Source organism: Methylobacterium sp. 17Sr1-1, from assembly GCF_003173775.1.
GTDB lineage: Bacteria > Pseudomonadota > Alphaproteobacteria > Rhizobiales > Beijerinckiaceae > Methylobacterium.
The window spans coordinates 4,111,855-4,127,078 of record NZ_CP029552.1; the positions used below are offsets into that span (position 1 = coordinate 4,111,855).

Here is a 15,224-nt window from a genome sequence, read left to right on the forward strand (position 1 = left end):
CTACGTCCCGGCCCGAAGTGCTGCCAGGGCGATCGTCGCGGCCCGTCTCATGGGTGGCGTCATGCCCCCCTCCATCGGTTTCGCCCTCCCCGCCTCGGGCGGGAGAGCCGGACGGGAGCGTGATCCCGTCCGGGGCGATCGTCAAGCGTTATGGAACCGTCCGGTCATGGAGCCGTCGCCGGGGCGTCGGCACCGAGGCGCGCCGGCTTGGTGCGGATGTCCATGGCGTTGCCGCGCCAGACGATGTCGCGCGCGACCCAGGCGGCGAGCCAGATCGGGACGAACAACAGGTCGCGGGCGAGGCAGGCGAGCGGCCAGCGCCAGGAGCGCGGCCAGCCGTTGCGGGCGGCGAGCCGCCACTCGGCGCCGTACCAGGCCGCCGCCGTGCCGAGCATCGCCGCGACGCCGGACAGGCCCCCGCCCGCCGCGGGAAAGGCCGCGAGCATCGGGATCACCGCGCCGGTGCCGATCTCGGGGGCGAAGAAGAGCGGGAAAGTGACGCGGCGCAGGCGGGCCCAGCGCAGCTGGCGCGACCACACCTCGCCGGCGCGGCGCGGCCCGAGGGGCTGGGCGAAGGGCGCGGCGACGAGGTGGACCTTGCGGCCCATCGCCCGCACCAGCTTGGTGGCGGCGGCGTCCTCGGCGATCTCGGCGCCGAGCGCCCGGATGCCGCCCCGCGCTTCGAGCAGGGGACGGTACCAGAGCATGCTCTTGCCCTGCGCGAAGCCGAGGCCGAGCGCCTCGCCGACATATTGCCAGCGCGCCTGCAGGGTGTTGAGGAAGGCGCACTCGACCTCGGCCCAGAAGCTGCCGGGCCGGGTGCCGACCGGCGTCGAGCAGACGAGGCCGGTATCGGGGCGCCAGGCGGCGCGCAGGCGCTGGATGTAGTCGGCCGGCATCAGCACGTTCGAATCGGCCAGGACGATCCAGTCGTGGCGCGCCTCGTCCCAGCCGCGGATGCAGTTGTTGAGCTTCGGGTTGTCGCTCACCCGCTCGTCGCCGACGATCAGCCGCGCCGGCACGCCGGGGTGAGCGGCGATCAGCCGCTCGACCAAGGGCACGATCGGGTCGGTCGCCCGGGCGACGCAGAAGATCAGCTCGTAGCGCGGGTAGGCGAGGCGGAACCCCGAGCCCAGCGTCTCCTCGCTGTAGGTCTCCAGGCCGCAGACCGGCCGCACCACCGTGACGGGGACGTCCACGGTCCCGGCCCGGTCCGGATCGGCCCGGCCGAGGCGGCGCAGGGCGATCGCGAGGCTCGCGAGGTTGATCACCGTGAGGGCGAGGCAGATGATGGCGGCGATGCCGGTACCGGTCATGCGGGTCCTCCCGGGCCGGTGCCGACCCGCGCCCTGTCTTCCCCTCAAACAGACGGGCTGTTGCAACCGTATGACGGTGCCGCACGCCGGGGCTCCGGTGTCCCCGCCCCGCACCACCCTGGACCCGGCCTCCGGCCCGCTTGGAGACCGCCCGATCACGCTGTGATCGTTCGGCGCTCTAAGTTTTTGATTTTGCCGCATTTTCTTCGACGAACCGGTATCCACTTCGTCCGAAAATGCTCTAGATTTTTCGCGAAACCGCCCACCGACGAGCGAGCCAGGCATGTCTCCGCCCTCCACTTCGCTGACCCCCGATCCCCGCCCGACCCTCCAGGCTCCCGACGACGATCCGCATCTCTGGCTCGAGGAGATCGACGGGGAGCGGGCACTCGCCTGGGTCGAGGCGCAGAACGCCGACACGCTCGCAGGCCTCGCGGATGGCCGCTACGCCGCCGACCGCGACGGCCTGAAGGCCGCCCTCGACCGGCCGGACAAGATCCCGGGCGTCACCCGGCGCGGCGGCCTCCTCTACAACCTGTGGCAGGATGCCGAGCATCCCCGCGGCCTGTGGCGGCGCACGACGGAAGGCGAATACGCCAAGCCCGAGCCGGCCTGGGACGTGCTCCTCGACCTCGACGCCCTCGCCCGCGACGAGGGCGAGGACTGGGTATGGAGCGGCGCCGCGAGCCTGCCGGAGAGCCACGCGCGGGCGCTGATCCAGCTCTCCCGCGGCGGCGGCGACGCGACCGTGGTGCGCGAGTTCGACTTGACCGGGCGCCGCTTCGTGCAGGACGGCTTCACGCTGCCCGAGGCCAAGAGCATCCCGGTCTGGCTCGATCCCGACACGCTGCTGCTGGCGAGCCCGCTGGGCGGCCCCGAGCACGCGACGCAGGCGGGCTATGCCCGCACCGTGCGGCTGTGGCGGCGGGGCACCGACCCGCTGAGCGCCCCGGTGATTTTTTCCGCCGGCCCGACCAGCATGGTCGCCTACGGCTATCCGGACCGGGAAGCGAAGCCGGAGCGACTCGTCTTCGCCGAGCGCACCGGCTTCTTCGACGGCACGATCGACCTCGGCGACCGCACCGGGCCGAAGACCCGCCTCGACATCCCGACCGATGCCGACGCGCACTGGCATCGCGGCCACCTCGCCATCCGCACCCGCACGCCGTGGGCGGTGGGCGGCACGACCCACCCGGCCGACAGCGTCCTCGGCATCGGGCTCGACGCGTTTCTTGATGGGGACAGGCATTTCCAGGTTCTGTTCACCCCCGGCCCGCGCCGGGCGCTGCAGGGCTTCTTCTGGACCGGCGGGCACCTGGTGATCTCGGTCCTCGACGACCTGAAGGCCGTGTTTCCGGTCTTCACCCCCGCGGCGGGCGGCTGGGCCGAGAGCCGCGTCGCCGGCCTGCCGGAACTCGGCGTCGTCAGCGTGTGGTCGATGGACGGCGAGGAGGAGGAATCGAACGGCGACCTGATGGTGGCGGCCAACGACCCCGTCACGCCCTCGACCCTGCTGACCACCCGCCCCGACCTCGCCGCCCCGACGCTCCTGAAGCAGGCCCCTGCCCTGTTCGAGGCCGACGGCCTGGTGGTGACCCGGCACGAGGCGGTGTCGAGCGACGGCGAGCGCATCCCCTACGTCCAGGCCGGCCCGCCGGGGGAGTCCGGCGAGGCGCCGGTGCACCTCTCTGGCTACGGCGGCTTCCAGGTCACGAACCTCGCGGGCTACTCGGCGGTGCTCGGCCGGCTCTGGCTCGCCAAGGGCGGCACGCGGGTCGTGGCCAATATCCGCGGCGGCGGCGAGTTCGGCACCCGCTGGCACGAGGCCGGCCGGCGCGAAGGCAAGGCGCTCACCCACGACGATTTCGCGGCGGTGGCCGCCGACTTGGTGCGCCGCGGCGTGACTCGGCCCGGCCGCATCGCGGCCGAGGGCGGCTCCAACGGCGGGCTCCTCATCGCCAACATGCTGACGCGCTACCCCGAGCGCTTCGGCGCGCTGTTCTGCACCGTGCCGCTGATCGACATGCGGCGCTACACCAAGCTTCTGGCCGGCGCGAGCTGGATCGCCGAGTACGGCGACCCCGACGACCCGGCGGACTGGGCCTTCCTGCAGCACATCTCGGCCTACCACGTCGCGGAAGCCGGCAAGGCCTACCCGCCGATCCTGATCGCCACGACGCGGCGCGACGACCGGGTGCATCCGGGTCACGCCCGCAAGATGGCGGCGAAGCTCCAGTCGCTCGGCTACCCCGCCCGCTTCTACGAGCCCGAGGCCGGCGGCCATTCGCACGGCAAGACCAGCGCGGAGACCGCCGCCTTCGCGGCGCTCGGCGCCGCCTTCCTGCGCCGGGCGATCGGCTGGGAGCCGGAAGTGGCCGGCACATAATGGTTTCTGCGCAGTAAATCCCGGGAAGATCCGGGAACTCCAACGCGGCGCGCACGTCATTCCGGTGCCCAAGCGTGGCATATCGCCTCCGCCTTCCGCCGGATAAGGGATTCTTCACGATGCGCGCCGCAGCAGCTCTCCTCGTCACCCTCTGCGTGGCAGGGGCCGGTGTCGGGGCTACCGAGGCGCGGGCCGGAATCCTGATCCGGGTCGACAAGACCACCCAGCGGATGACGGTGACCCGCGACGGGCAGACGCTCTACGACTGGCCGGTCTCGACCGGCATGGAAGGCTACAGCACGCCGCGGGGCGCCTTCTCACCCTCGCGCATGGTGGTCGATTACCGCTCGCGCGAGTGGGACGACGCGCCGATGCCGCACGCGATCTTCTTCACCGGCCGCGGCCACGCCATCCACGGCAGCAATCACACCAGTCGCCTCGGCACCCCCGCCTCCCACGGCTGCGTGCGCCTGGCGCCGGGCAAGGCCGCAACGCTCTACGCACTCGTCAAGGCCGAGGGGATGGGCAACACCCGGGTGGTGATCGGCGGCGACGAGACCGTCCTCGCCGGCCGCACGTCCCCGCGCCGGGAGGCGAGGGTGCGTCGGGAGCGCCTCGACGAGGACGGCTTCACGCAGACCACCCGCGTGTCGCGCCGCCGCGCCTCCGATCCGTGGGGCAACGACGGCTGGCAGCCTGTCGGCGCGACCTACCCGTCGCCCTACGGCGCGACGTACTATTCCTACGGCCCGTCGTACTGATCCCGACTGGCTTGCCGAACGGGATCCGCGCGACACCTAGGCCCCACGCCGCGAGGGAGCAGGCCCCGGAATGCGCAGCCTGTTCGTCCTGATGTCGATCGCGGTCGCCCTCAGCTTCGTGGTCAGCGGGCTGATCAACGGCCTCGACGACCGGGCGCTCGCCCGCAGCGAGCGGGAGGCGCAGAGGCGGGTCGGCGTCGCGGTGGCGGAGTACGCCCGCCGGCTCGGTCTGTCGCAGGACTGGGCCGCCTATTGCCGGGCCGAGACCCGGCGCAAGCTCGCCACCTACCCCAAGGACGGCTCGATCCCGTTCGGCCTGCGCTACTCCACCGCCGGCACCGAGGAGGTCGAGCGGGCGATCCGCGAGCGCGAGACCTACGAGCGCCAGGACCAGATCCTGTGCCTGACGCAGCTGCCGGCGAGCCTGCGCGAGCCGTAACGCCCTACAACCCGTAGCGCGAGAAGGCCGCGCGCTCGTCGAGGGCGGCGAGCGCTCCTTCGATCGCCGCGAGGCCGACCGCCCCCGGCTCGCGCCGGCGCAAGAGCCGCGACGGCAGGCCGCCGCGGGCCTGCTCCACGACCGGCAGCTTCACCGTGTCGCCGAACCGGGCGCGCAGCACCGAGCGGACGTCGCCGTGGCCGTCGACGAGGCCGAGCGCCAGGCCCTGGCGGCCGGTCCAGACCGCGCCGGAGAACAGCTCGTCGGGATCGCCCTTGAGGGTGGGCCGGCGGCTGCGGACGAGGTCGGTGAACATCGCCTGCACGTCGGCCTGGATGTCCTTGAGGCGCGCGACGTCGTCCGGGTTCTCGGGCCGGAACGGGTCGAGCATCGCCTTGGCCTTGCCGGCGGTGTGGACCCGGCGCTCGACGCCGAGGCGCTCGATCAGCCCGGTGAAGCCGAACCCCGCCGAGACCACCCCGATCGAGCCGACGAGGGAGGACGGATCGCAGAAGATCTCGTCGCCCGCGCAGGCGATCATGTAGCCGCCGGAGGCCGCGACGTCCTCCACGAAGGCGAGGACCGGCACCCCGGCCTCGGCGGCGAGCGCCCGGATGCGGCGGAAGATCAGGTGCGACTGCGCCGCCGAGCCGCCGGGGGAGTTGATGACGAGCGCCACCGCCCGGATCCCCTTCATGCCGAAGGCCCGCTCGAGGGCCGGGGCGCAGGCGCCGAGGGAGAGCCCGGCCCGCAGGGGCGAGACCGCCCCGATGGCGCCGCTCAGGCGCACGACCGGCACCACCGGGTGACGGCGGGCCCATCGTTCGGGCAGGAGGGCGCGCAGGGCGGCGAGAGGCCGGAACGGCATGGCGGGGCGGGGTCTCCGATGACGGATCCGACAGGTAGGCGGCGCGCCACCTCCCGGCAAGCGAGCCAGGGGCCGCAGGCCGGGACCGCGCCGCGAGACCTGCCTGCAAGGAACTGCTCGAACAAGACCTGCGCGAGCCAGGCATCCTCGAACAAGACCTGCCGGAACAAGACCTGCCCGACGGATCAAGTTCACCGCAAGTTTTTCGCCACCGTCGATTGAAGCGGGGCCGGGGGCGTCTAGATGACCCCCACCGCCCCTCGGACCTCCGGCGGGCGTCCCGCCCTTCCGTACGGGGCGGGAACCGAGCCTCGTTGTTACCCTACAGCCGGGGCGCCGGCCTTGAGCGCCGCGCCGCCCGAGGGAGACCGACACCATGCGTGCCCTTCGATGGATCAGCCTGGTCCTGACCCTGCTCGTCGCCGGGCTCGGGCTCGGCACCAGCCGCAGCTCCGCCGCCGCCCTGCCGAGCGCCGGCGCCCTCGCGGCCGAGGCCAGCGCCGCCGCGCCGCTGGTCGACAAGGCCTACTATTACCGCCGCTACTACCGCTACCGGCCCTACCGCCGGTATTACGGCTACCGGCCCTATCGCCGCTACTATTACCGTCCGTACTACCGGCGCGCCTATCGCCCGTACTACCGCCGGTACTACCGGCCCTATTACCGGCCGTATCGCCGGGTCTACGGCCCGCGCTTTTTCTTCTGAGCGCCAGGCTCCCGCGCGAGCGGCCGTCCGGCCGCTCCGCACCCCGCCGGTTGCGGCCCGCGACGATCGACGGCGCGGCAGCCGCCGCTCGAACAGATCCGGCCGTATCCCCCGACATCGGAATGCAGACTCGGGCGTTCGTCTCGACGACACTCTCCGGTGCTGTCGATACTCCGAAGACAATCCTGTCGATCCGGCGCGGAGTATTCCCGATATCGGTTGCGGAAGCCGGGATCGTTTTCGGCCGTGACCGGCCTCCGGCTCTGCCGCCTGCGATCCATCAGGACGGTGCGTAGATCACCGTTAGATCAAGGCCCGGGAACCCGATAGCCGTGAGATCGCGGCCTCCAGCCTGAATCCTCGACTCCCGATCGATTATTTACTCTCAGTTAAGCTCGGAAACCCCATCCTCTCCCGAGCCAGGGATCGAACCCTGGCTTCGAATGCGGGAAGCCGTCCGGCTTCCCATGCCGCGGGACCCGGCCCAAGGCCGGTGGTCGTGCGCCGCGGGGGATGGCAGATGGACGTACTCGTCATCGACGACAGCCAGGCGGTGCTGGCTCAGATGAAGCGGCTGCTGGAGCAGGACCGGCAGGCCGTCACCTCCATCTTCCGGAATCCGCTGCTGGCACTCGACGAGGCGCGCATGCGCGCCTTCGACCTCGTGCTCGTCGATTACAACATGCCCGAGATGGACGGCATCGACGTCATCCGGCAGTTGCGGGGCATCGCGCACTACGCCCAGGTGCCGATCGTGATGATCACCAGCGAGGTGAGCGACGCAGTGCGCCTCGCCGCCCTGGATGCGGGCGCCACCGACTTCCTCGACAAGCGCACCGGCCGCGTCGAGCTCCAGGTCCGGCTGCGCAATCTGGTGCGGCTGGCCACCGCCGTGCGCCGCCTCGACGACCAGGCCTCCTGGCTCGCCGGCGAGGTCGAGACGGCGGTGCGCACCCTGCGCGAGCGCGAGGCCGAGATCATCTTCCGCCTCTCGCTGGCGGTGGAGTACCGGGACAACGACACCGGCGACCACACCTGGCGCGTCGCCCGCTACAGCCAGATCATGGCCGAGGCCCTCGGGCTCGACGCGGATTTCTGCCGCCGCGTCTATCTCGCGGCCCCGCTCCACGACGTCGGCAAGGTCGCGATCCCCGATGGCGTGCTGCTCAAGCCCGGCCGCCTCGACGAGGAGGAATTCGCCCTGATCCGCACCCATGCGGCGATCGGCAAGCGCATCCTGGGCGGCAGCAACTGCGAGTTGATCGGACTCGCGTCGGAGATCGCCGAATCCCACCACGAGCGCTGGGACGGCGGCGGCTATCCGAACGGCCTGTCCGGCGAGGCGATTCCCCTCGCCGCCCGGATCGTCGCCGTCGCCGACGTGTTCGACGCGCTGACCACCGAGCGCCCCTACAAGGCGGCGATGCCGCTGTCCGAAGCGCGGGCTTGCATCGCGGCGGAGAGCGGCCACCACTTCGATCCGGCCTGCGTCGCCGCCTTCCTGTCGCGCTGGGACGACATCGTGGCGGTCGGCGCCGGTGCCTCTGCGCATCTGCGCGACGTCCCGTTCCGGATCGAGCCCTGGGCCCGGGTGCCGTCCCTCCCCCGGGAGGTGCCGGTCGAGGTCGCGCCGCGCGCGGATGAGGCGGCCTGACCCTCCGCAACGCCTCGCTCCGGTACGGTCGCACACAGCCTCGCCACCTTTTCCCGGACGCCGGAAGCGTCAGCGGAAGGAGATCCGGGATCCAGCGCAAAAAGTCGCGACGCGTCCTTGTGTCTGCAACGGTGCAGCATTCGGAGCCGCTTCGCGGCGCTTCTCCCCTGGATCCCGGATCTCCTTTCGCTTCGCTTCGATCGTCCGGGAAAGGGGGAGCCTGGATCGCTCATGCAGCGCATATCGATGACAGTGGCGAACCGTGTGCCGCAGCGCGATAAGATTCTGTTCTAGCCGGCCGGAACCGGCAGCTCCGGCAGCCAGGCGGCGCCCTCCTCGACCAGAAAATCCCAGAACGCCTGGCCGGCGGGACTCAGCACCTTGTCGGCCCGGCGCACCGAGAACCAGTCGCGGCGGATCGGCAGGCCCTCGACGTCGAGGAGCACGAGCCGGCCGTCGGCCACCTCCGCCGCCACCGTGTGGCCCGAGATCAGCGCGACCCCGAGACCCGCCATCACGGTCTGCTTGATGGTCTCGTTCGAGCCGCTGTCGATGCCGATGCGGGCGCGGCGGATCAGGAGGCCGGCCATGAACTCCTCGAACACCGTGCGGGTGCCCGAGCCGTATTCGCGCACCAGGAACGGCTCCTCGGCCAGTTCCGCCCGGGTCAGGCCGCGCCGCCCGGCGAAGCGGTGGTCGGGTGCGGCGATCACCACCAGGGGATGGGGTCCGACGGTCTCGGCGGTGATCGGGAAGTCCCGGGGCGCGCGGCCCATCAGGGCGAGGTCGACCCGGTAGTCGCGCAGGGCCTCGACGGTGGCGCCGCGGTTGCCGACCACGAGGTCGATCTCGATCCCCGGATGGGCGCGGGCGAAGCCGCCGACGATCCGCGGCGCGAAGTACTTCGCGGTCGAGACCACGCCGAGCGAGACCCGTCCGCCCTGGCCGCCGCGCAGGGCCCTCAGCCGCTCGGTGCAGGTCTCCAGCACGGTGCCGATGCTGTCGATCGCCCAGAGCAGCTCGCGGCCGGCATCGGTCGGCTTCAGCCCCGCATGGGTGCGGTCGAACAGGAGCAGGCCGATCTCGTCCTCGAGCCCCTTGATCCGCGCGGTCAGGGCCGCCGGGGTCACGTTCAGCTCCTGCGCCGCGCGCGTCATGGTGCCGAGCCGCGCGATCGCCGCGACGGCGTGGAGCTGCTTGAGCGAGAGGTTGCGTATCCGGTCCTGCGCCATCCGGTTCCTCGGCCCCGTGTCCCGGCCCTTGGAGTGTGAGGTGAGAGTCCGATCCGACATCGCGGCCCGCCCCGGCGCATCCCGTACTTCGGGACAGGATGACGCAATCCGGGCCCGCGCCTAAGCTGCGACCGAGACCACGGGCAGGTCCATCTGGGGCATCCGTTCCATCTGGGGCATCTTCCGGAGTCGCACATGCTTCTGAGCGCCCGCACCGACATGCCGCCGCCGCGGCGCCAGCCGGCCGCCGGGCCGGTGCTCGCCGCCCTCGCGGCGGCGGCGGCGGCGACCGCCGCGCTGATCGCGACGCTTCCCGGGGATCCGCGGGCCGCCGCCCGGCGGATCTTCGCCGAGGCCCTGCGCGGGGCCGAGATCGCCGCCCTCGCCTGGCGCGACGCGGAGCGGCCGGAGCCGCGCCTCGCCGGCGCCGCCTACGTCCTCGCCCTCTCAGCTCTCGAGGGGGCGGACGACCTCGAGGGTGGGATGCCGGCCGGAACGCTGTTCTCCCTGCGGCCGGCCGGGCCGGATCCCGAGGCGGCGTTCCTGGCCCCGGGCCGGACCCAGGTCGCCGCGGGCTTCGTCGTCTACGGCCCGCGCACCCTCCTGACCCTGACCGACGGCGCCGCGACGACGACGCGGGTCCTCGATCCGCGGAGCGGCACCTTCCGGCCGCCGGCCGTGCTCCGCGTGCCGCCGGAGGCCATCGGCGGCGAGGCGGCGCGGGGCGCGCAAGGGGCCCGGACCGCCCCCCTCGCCTCGCTCGCGGCCTGCGCCCAGCGGGTGCTGACCCGCGGCGGCCTGCATCTGCGCCCTGCGGATCTTCGCGTGGCGGATCTTGGCGCGGAGGCAGGGCTCCGGCTCGTTCACGAGGCGGCGCCGATCGCGCTCGCGGTCGAGGCTGCCGGCGGGGCGGCCACCGACGAGCGCGGGCGCGCGATCCTCGACCTCGCCGCCGGCGGCCTCGACCGGACGACGCCGCTGGCGATCGGGCCGGCCCGGGCGGTGGCGGACCTCGCCCGCCGCCTCGAGGCGGACCGCGACGCCGGCGGCTCGCCGCTCTTCGCCCCGCGCGGGCTGCTGCGGGCCTGACCCGCGGTGTCGGCGCTCCATCCCATCGTGTCGGTGACCGGGTCGTCGGGCTCCGGCACCACCTCGGTGCGCAACACCTTCGAGCAGATTTTTCGCCGCGAGGGCGTGGCGGCGGTGTTCATCGAGGGCGACGCCTTCCACGCCCTCGACCGGGCGGCGATGCGCGAGGCGGAGGCGCGGGAGCCGACCCTGAGCCATTTCGGCGAGCGGGCGAACCTGCTCTCCGAGCTGGAGGCGGTGTTTCGCGACTACGCCGCCTCGGGCCGCGGCCGCACCCGGCACTACGTGCACGATGCCGAGGATGCCGCGCGCTTCCACGCCGAGCCCGGCACCTTCACGCCCTGGGAGGATTTTCCGGAGGGGTCGGACCTGCTGTTCTACGAGGGCCTGCACGGGGCGCTGACCACCGAGCGGATCGACATCGCGGGTCAAGCCGATCTCAGGATCGGCGTGGTGCCGGTGATCAACCTGGAATGGATCCAGAAGCTCCACCGCGACAAGGCCGCCCGCGGCTACTCGACCGAGGCGGTGACCGACGTGATCCTGCGCCGGATGCCCGACTACGTCACCACCATCTGCCCGCAATTCACCAACACCGACATCAATTTCCAGCGCATCCCGACGGTCGATACCTCGAACCCGTTCGTCGCCCGCTGGATCCCGACCGCCGACGAGTCGATGGTGGTGATCCGCTTCCGCGATCCCCGCGGCATCGATTTCCCCTACCTGATCTCGATGATCGCCGGCAGCTTCATGTCGCGGGCGAACTCGGTGGTGATCCCCGGCGGCAAGCTCGACCTCGCGATGCAGCTGATCCTGACCCCGATGATCCTGCGCCTGGTCGAGCGCCGGCGCCGTCTGCTCTAGGCCCATCGGCTCGGCTTGTGCTCGGGGCAGGATGGCGTAAGAGTCCGGCCAGTCGACGTACCTGCGGGAAGGCACCTCGGGGGCGAGGCCCCCGAAGGGGAAGGCACCCCGAGTTTGCGAGAGTCCCGGTGGATGGCGAGTGACGGGTCGATCCGTGAGGCGCACGAGGCCGGGAACGGCCGGGCGGAACTGCCGTACCGGCTGCGGCAGCAGGCGCTGATGGGCGCCTTCGCCCGGATGGCGCTGCAGACCCGCGACCTCGACGCGCTGCTGGGGCGGGCGAGCGAGCTCTGCGCCGAGGCCCTGGGCGCTGCATGCTGCCAGGTCCTGGAATACCGCGCCAGCGATCACGCCTTCGTGATCCGGGCCTGCACGGGTCTCGGCGACGACCGGGTCGGGACGGATTTCGCGGCCGGGGACGAGGCGACGCCGGCGGCCTACGCCTTTCGCACCGGTGCCGGCGTGCTCGCCAACGGGATCCGCCCGGGGGCCGAGCATAACGGCGCACGCTTCCATGTACCGGAAGGCCTAATGCCGAAGGCGCTGCACCGGTCGGAGGGACCGGCGCCCGCCGGCCCCTGCCACGCGGTCAACGTGCCGATCGCGCTCGGCGACGAGAGCCGGCGCGCCTATGGCGTGCTCGAGGCCTGGGGCACCGAGGGCCACGGCTTCGACCGCGCCGACCAGGAATTCCTCGCGGGCTTCGCCGGCCTGATCGGCATCGCGGTCGAGCGCCATCAGGGCGATGCGCGCCTGCGCGACGCCCTCGACCACCAGGTGCAGCTCACCCGGGAGATGAGCCACCGGGTCAAGAACAGCCTCGGCGTGGTGGCGGGCCTGCTGCGGCTCCAGGCGCGGGACGCTCAGTCCGAGGAGGTGCGCCACGCCCTCGAGGATGCGGGCGCGCGCATCGCCACCGTGGCCGAGGTGCATGACCACCTCTGGCGCGGCATCCACCAGCTCGGCATGGTCGAACTGGCCGACTTCCTGCGCGAGCTGGTGACGAAGCTCCGGGAAGAGGCGCCGGGCCACGACCTCGTCTGCGAGGCCGATTCGAAGGTGATCAGCGCCGACCAGGCGATCCCGATCGGCCTCGTCGTCAACGAACTGGTGACCAACGCGGTCAAGCACGCCTATCCGCACGGCACCGGGCCGGTGCGAGTCAGCCTCTCGGTCCGCGACGAGGGCCTGCGCCTCTCGGTCCGCGACGAGGGCGTCGGCCTGCCGCCGGGCTTCGACGTGTCGATGCGCCAGCGCTCCCTGGGCCTCAAGATCATCGCCAGCCTGATCCGCCAGCTCGACGGACGCCTGAGCACCGCGGAGGGCAAGCCGGGGGCGCAGTTCGTGCTGGATATTCCGCTGGGGTGAGGGTGTTCGGCGCGGCGCTCATGAACGGAGCGATGACCGTTGCGGATTGTCTTTCGCGAGCCGCTTCCCTTTCCCGGACGACTGCAGCGAAGTGGAAGGAGATCCGGGATCCAGCAGAGGACGTGCCGCGAAGCGGCTCCGAATGCTGCAACGTTGCAGACAAGCAAGCGCTTCGCGACTTTTTCTGCTGGATCCCGGATCTCCTTCCGCTTCGCTGCAGTCGTCCGGGAAAGGGGAGCGTTACGATTGCCGTCGGCTGATGTCACGACGGCCGTGCCAGGAGAAACTGCCGTCCCTCACGCCGCCCGAACCGGCCGCGCCGGCGTCTCCTCCGCCAGCGCCGGCAGCGCGTCCATCACCCGGGTCGCCGGGAAGGTGACGATGACCTCGGTGCCCTCGCGCGGGCGCGACTTCAGCTGGAAGCCGCCGCCATGCAGGTCGACGAGACCCTTCACGATGGGCAACCCCAGGCCCGACCCCTGCTCGGCGGTCTTGATCGCCAGCGAGCCGCGGCCGAAGGACGACATCACCGTCGGGATCTCGTCCTCGGGGATGCCGGGTCCAGTATCCTTCACGCTGACATATTGCCCGCCCGACGAGGTCCAGCCGACCTTGATGGTGATCTCGCCCCCGGCGGCGTGAACTTGATCGCGTTCGACAGGACGTTGAGCACGATCTGGCGCAACGCCCGCTCGTCGGCCCAGAGCCGCGGCAAGGTGGGGTCGATGAGCTCGTGGAAGGTCTGGTTCTTGGCCCGCGCGCGCAAGCCCATCATGTGCCGGCTCTCCTCGACCACGTAGGCGAGCTGGAGGGCCTCCTCGTTGAGCTCGTAGCGCCCGGCCTCGATGCGCGAGAGGTCGAGGATCTCGTTGATGAGGTTGAGCAGGTGCAGGCCGCTGTCGTGGATGTCGGTCGAGTACTCTCGGTAGGAGCCCGAGGAATGCGGGCCGAACACCTCGTTCTTCATCACCTCCGAGAAGCCCAGGATGGCGTTGAGCGGCGTGCGCAGCTCGTGGCTCATGGTGGCGAGGAAGCGGGATTTGGCGAGGTTGGCCTCCTCGGCGCGCCGGCGCGCTTCGTCGGAATTGGCCTTGGCCTGCTCCAGTTCGCCGAAGATCGCGTCCTTCTCGGCCCGCGATTGCAGCGCCGAGACCGTCGAGGCGTGCAGGTGATTCGACAGGAACAGGAAGAACAGCTGCGCGCAGACCGCCATGCCGACGAGCAGGACCGATTCCGCCTCCCGCGACAGGCACAGGAGCGCCGCGGTGGCGGCGCTGAGCGGCAGGAGGCCCGCATAGGCGCCGAGCGGCACCGTGGCGGCGAGCATCGTGGTCACGGCGGCCACGATGACGAGGACGAACATCACGAAGGTGCGGGCGTTCGCCGCCTCGACCTGGAGCAGCATCAGCACGAGCAGCGCCCAGGCGACGCTCTGGACCACCTCGCCGACGATCACCCGCCGACGCGAGGCCGGCAGCGACAGCGCGTCCGGATCCTGGCGCAGGAAGGAGCGGGCGAGCGCGGTGTTGCCGGCGATCACCGCCAGGACGCCGGCGCACCAGGTGCCGCTGAGGAGCACCGGCGCCCAGAACATCGCGGCGGCGGCGATGCAGCAGGCCAGCACCACCAGCGGCAGGAAGGCGCCGATGCGGTACTGGGCGTAGACGCGCAGCAACTCGTAATCGAAGGCCCGCTCGAGCCCGATCGACGAGGTCAGCCGCTCGCGGGCGGAGCGCACGTCCCGCGCGACCTTGCGCCGCCGGGCCGCCTCCTCCGCCGTCGGGCCGCGCCCGCGCTGGACCATTTCCGCCGTGACTTCGGACATCGCGATCGGGTCTGCCGCTCCTCGCCGCGTGGGACCGTCGGCCGGTCCGGGAGAGGCTGACCGAACTTCGTTAAGGTCCTCCTGCCGGAACCCCACGAATGCGACGGATCGCCCGTCCCGCCCTGCCGCTGCGACACGCGCGGAGGGGTGCGCTGGCGCACATCGGTCCCGCTTGCCGAGGGTCCAGGAGCAGCCGCACACAAGAAGCCCTGGAACCGTTCCAGCCTCTCGTCGGAAGCGCACGATGACGAAGCTCACCCTCAACGGCCGGACCTACGAGGTCGAGGCCGATCCCGAGATGCCGCTCCTCTGGGCGATCCGCGACCACCTCAACCTCACCGGCACGAAGTACGGCTGCGGCATCGCGCAGTGCGGCGCCTGCACGGTCCACATCGACGGGCAGCCGGTGCGCTCGTGCCAGACCCGCCTCGGCGATGTCGGCGAGGGGAAGATCACCACCATCGAGGGCATTTCCGGCCCGGTGGCCGAGGCGGTCCGCACCGCCTGGCGCAGCCTCGACGTGGTGCAGTGCGGCTACTGCCAGTCGGGCCAGATGATGTCGGCGATCGGCCTCCTCTCGGAGAACAAGACGCCGAGCGACGCCGACATCGACGCCGCCATGGACGGCAACGTCTGCCGCTGCGGCACCTACCAGCGCATCCGCGCGGCGATCCACGACGCCGCCCGCTCCCTCGCCTGACCGGGACGCCGCC

Annotated in this window: 12 protein-coding genes and 1 pseudogene; 9 read left to right on the plus strand and 4 right to left on the minus strand. The window is 71.7% G+C overall.

All coding sequences use genetic code 11. The features are described 5' to 3' along the window. Window positions 1-164: 164 nt before the first annotated feature. Entirely contained in the window at window positions 165-1,316 is a 1,152-nt protein-coding gene (locus tag DK412_RS18500) for a ceramide glucosyltransferase (RefSeq protein WP_109973139.1), read from the minus strand. Between the two features lie 283 nt (window positions 1,317-1,599). Here DK412_RS18500 and DK412_RS18505 point away from each other — a divergent pair, with 283 nt between their 5' ends. The 3 genes from DK412_RS18505 to DK412_RS18515 all read left to right on the plus strand — a co-directional run bounded on the left by DK412_RS18505 (window position 1,600) and on the right by DK412_RS18515 (window position 4,902). Further along, window positions 1,600-3,702, plus strand: coding sequence for a prolyl oligopeptidase family serine peptidase (locus tag DK412_RS18505; protein WP_109973140.1), 2,103 nt, complete (start codon window positions 1,600-1,602; stop codon window positions 3,700-3,702). Between the two features lie 119 nt (window positions 3,703-3,821). Beyond that, window positions 3,822-4,463 carry a L,D-transpeptidase gene (locus DK412_RS18510; protein ID WP_109973141.1) on the plus strand — a complete coding sequence of 214 codons (642 nt, stop codon included), beginning with the start codon at window positions 3,822-3,824 and terminating at the stop codon, window positions 4,461-4,463. A 70-nt stretch (window positions 4,464-4,533) separates the two neighbouring features. Next, window positions 4,534-4,902: a hypothetical protein gene (locus DK412_RS18515; RefSeq protein WP_109973142.1), complete on the plus strand. Its 369-nt coding sequence runs from the start codon at window positions 4,534-4,536 to the stop codon at window positions 4,900-4,902. A gap of 4 nt (window positions 4,903-4,906) precedes the next feature. On the opposite strand, the gene DK412_RS18520 is transcribed toward DK412_RS18515, so the two are convergent. Further along, entirely contained in the window at window positions 4,907-5,770 is an 864-nt protein-coding gene (locus DK412_RS18520) for a S49 family peptidase (RefSeq protein WP_109973143.1), read from the minus strand. 376 nt (window positions 5,771-6,146) lie between these two features. Here DK412_RS18520 and DK412_RS18525 point away from each other — a divergent pair, with 376 nt between their 5' ends. Both DK412_RS18525 and DK412_RS18530 read left to right on the plus strand, forming a co-directional pair. After that, window positions 6,147-6,476 carry a hypothetical protein gene (locus DK412_RS18525; RefSeq protein WP_245447072.1) on the plus strand — a complete coding sequence of 110 codons (330 nt, stop codon included), beginning with the start codon at window positions 6,147-6,149 and terminating at the stop codon, window positions 6,474-6,476. 520 nt (window positions 6,477-6,996) lie between these two features. Beyond that, complete coding sequence (locus DK412_RS18530) at window positions 6,997-8,130, plus strand: HD domain-containing phosphohydrolase (RefSeq protein WP_109973144.1); 1,134 nt, start codon at window positions 6,997-6,999, stop codon at window positions 8,128-8,130. A 290-nt stretch (window positions 8,131-8,420) separates the two neighbouring features. Here the strand turns inward: DK412_RS18530 and DK412_RS18535 are convergent, their stop codons facing one another. Further along, window positions 8,421-9,347, minus strand: a complete 927-nt coding sequence (locus tag DK412_RS18535) for a LysR family transcriptional regulator (protein ID WP_109975358.1) — start codon at window positions 9,345-9,347, stop codon at window positions 8,421-8,423. Between the two features lie 210 nt (window positions 9,348-9,557). Between DK412_RS18535 and DK412_RS18540 the strand changes: the two genes are divergently transcribed. The 3 genes from DK412_RS18540 (at window position 9,558) to DK412_RS18550 (ending at window position 12,686) form a co-directional block, all read left to right on the plus strand. Beyond that, the gene (locus tag DK412_RS18540; protein ID WP_109973145.1) at window positions 9,558-10,451 is read left to right on the plus strand and encodes a fructose-bisphosphatase; all 894 of its coding nucleotides are present in this window, start codon (window positions 9,558-9,560) and stop codon (window positions 10,449-10,451) included. A gap of 6 nt (window positions 10,452-10,457) precedes the next feature. Continuing rightward, on the plus strand, window positions 10,458-11,318 hold the full coding sequence (locus tag DK412_RS18545; protein WP_109973146.1) for a phosphoribulokinase: 861 nt from the start codon (window positions 10,458-10,460) through the stop codon (window positions 11,316-11,318). A gap of 132 nt (window positions 11,319-11,450) precedes the next feature. After that, window positions 11,451-12,686: a histidine kinase dimerization/phosphoacceptor domain -containing protein gene (locus DK412_RS18550; protein ID WP_109973147.1), complete on the plus strand. Its 1,236-nt coding sequence runs from the start codon at window positions 11,451-11,453 to the stop codon at window positions 12,684-12,686. Between the two features lie 296 nt (window positions 12,687-12,982). Here the strand turns inward: DK412_RS18550 and DK412_RS18555 are convergent. Further along, window positions 12,983-14,511: pseudogene (locus DK412_RS18555) on the minus strand (HAMP domain-containing sensor histidine kinase). A 244-nt stretch (window positions 14,512-14,755) separates the two neighbouring features. Between DK412_RS18555 and DK412_RS18560 the strand changes: the two are divergent. Next, window positions 14,756-15,211 carry a (2Fe-2S)-binding protein gene (locus DK412_RS18560; protein WP_109973148.1) on the plus strand — a complete coding sequence of 152 codons (456 nt, stop codon included), beginning with the start codon at window positions 14,756-14,758 and terminating at the stop codon, window positions 15,209-15,211. The last annotated feature ends 13 nt before the right edge of the window (window positions 15,212-15,224 follow it).

What these genes read in the sequence shown, in the direction of transcription:
- DK412_RS18500 (WP_109973139.1), bottom strand. Translation starts at nt 1,316, where the DNA reads ATGACCGGTACCGGCATCGCCGCCATCATCTGCCTCGCCCTCACGGTG.
- DK412_RS18505 (WP_109973140.1), top strand. Translation starts at nt 1,600, where the DNA reads ATGTCTCCGCCCTCCACTTCGCTGACCCCCGATCCCCGCCCGACCCTC.
- DK412_RS18510 (WP_109973141.1), top strand. Translation starts at nt 3,822, where the DNA reads ATGCGCGCCGCAGCAGCTCTCCTCGTCACCCTCTGCGTGGCAGGGGCC.
- DK412_RS18515 (WP_109973142.1), top strand. Translation starts at nt 4,534, where the DNA reads ATGCGCAGCCTGTTCGTCCTGATGTCGATCGCGGTCGCCCTCAGCTTC.
- DK412_RS18520 (WP_109973143.1), bottom strand. Translation starts at nt 5,770, where the DNA reads ATGCCGTTCCGGCCTCTCGCCGCCCTGCGCGCCCTCCTGCCCGAACGA.
- DK412_RS18525 (WP_245447072.1), top strand. Translation starts at nt 6,147, where the DNA reads ATGCGTGCCCTTCGATGGATCAGCCTGGTCCTGACCCTGCTCGTCGCC.
- DK412_RS18530 (WP_109973144.1), top strand. Translation starts at nt 6,997, where the DNA reads ATGGACGTACTCGTCATCGACGACAGCCAGGCGGTGCTGGCTCAGATG.
- DK412_RS18540 (WP_109973145.1), top strand. Translation starts at nt 9,558, where the DNA reads ATGCTTCTGAGCGCCCGCACCGACATGCCGCCGCCGCGGCGCCAGCCG.
- DK412_RS18550 (WP_109973147.1), top strand. Translation starts at nt 11,451, where the DNA reads ATGGCGAGTGACGGGTCGATCCGTGAGGCGCACGAGGCCGGGAACGGC.
- DK412_RS18560 (WP_109973148.1), top strand. Translation starts at nt 14,756, where the DNA reads ATGACGAAGCTCACCCTCAACGGCCGGACCTACGAGGTCGAGGCCGAT.